We start from the raw sequence: 739 nt of genomic DNA on the forward strand, positions 1-739 counted from the left end.
CAGTTGCGGCGCGGGGACGACCCCGTCGCTTCACTTCGACACGCTGGCGCCGGATGCGCCGTCCGCGCCGCAACTGGCGGCGTCCACCAGCGACGTGACGCGCGACACCACGCCGACCTTCACGGGCACGGCCGAGGCGGGCACTACCGTCACCTTGTACGACACCGACGGCACCACGCTGCTGGGCAGCACGGTCGCCACCAACGGCACCTGGTCGATCGATGCGGCGGCGCTGGGCGAAGGCGCGCATACCGTCACCGCCAGGGCGACCGACGCCGCGGGCAATGCCGGCGCGGTGTCCTCCGGTACCACCTTCACCGTCGACACGACGGCGCCGACCGTCACGATCGGCAGCGATGCGAGCGCACTGAAGGTGGGCGAGACCGCCACCATCACATTCACGTTCAGCGAAGACCCGGGCGCAAGTTTCGCCTGGGACGGCACGCAGGGCGACCTCGTCGTCAGCGGCGGCACGCTGTCCGCCGTCAGCGGCACGGGCCCGGTGCGTACCGCGACCTTCACGCCGGACGCGCACGTGAACGGCGGTACGGCCAGCATCACGATCGCGGCCGGCACCTACGCCGACCGGGCCGGCAACGACGGCGCGGCGGGATCGCTCCCGGCGCTGCACTTCGACACGCTGGCGCCGGCCGCATCGTCGGCGCCGGTGCTGGACGCCGCCAGCGACACGGGCGTATCGAACAGCGACGGCATCACGGCCACCACCACGCCGACCTTC

General features: G+C 72.5%; 1 protein-coding gene. It reads left to right on the top strand.

Annotation, left to right across the window (positions count from 1 at the left end; translation table 11 throughout):
* Positions 1-739: Ig-like domain-containing protein (locus ACEN88_RS33330; RefSeq protein WP_413346606.1), on the top strand; the 739-nt coding region annotated here is incomplete at both ends.

Origin of the sequence: Massilia sp. CT11-108 (genome assembly GCF_047302915.1) — a bacterium.
GTDB classification, from domain to species: domain Bacteria; phylum Pseudomonadota; class Gammaproteobacteria; order Burkholderiales; family Burkholderiaceae_D; genus Telluria; species Telluria orientalis.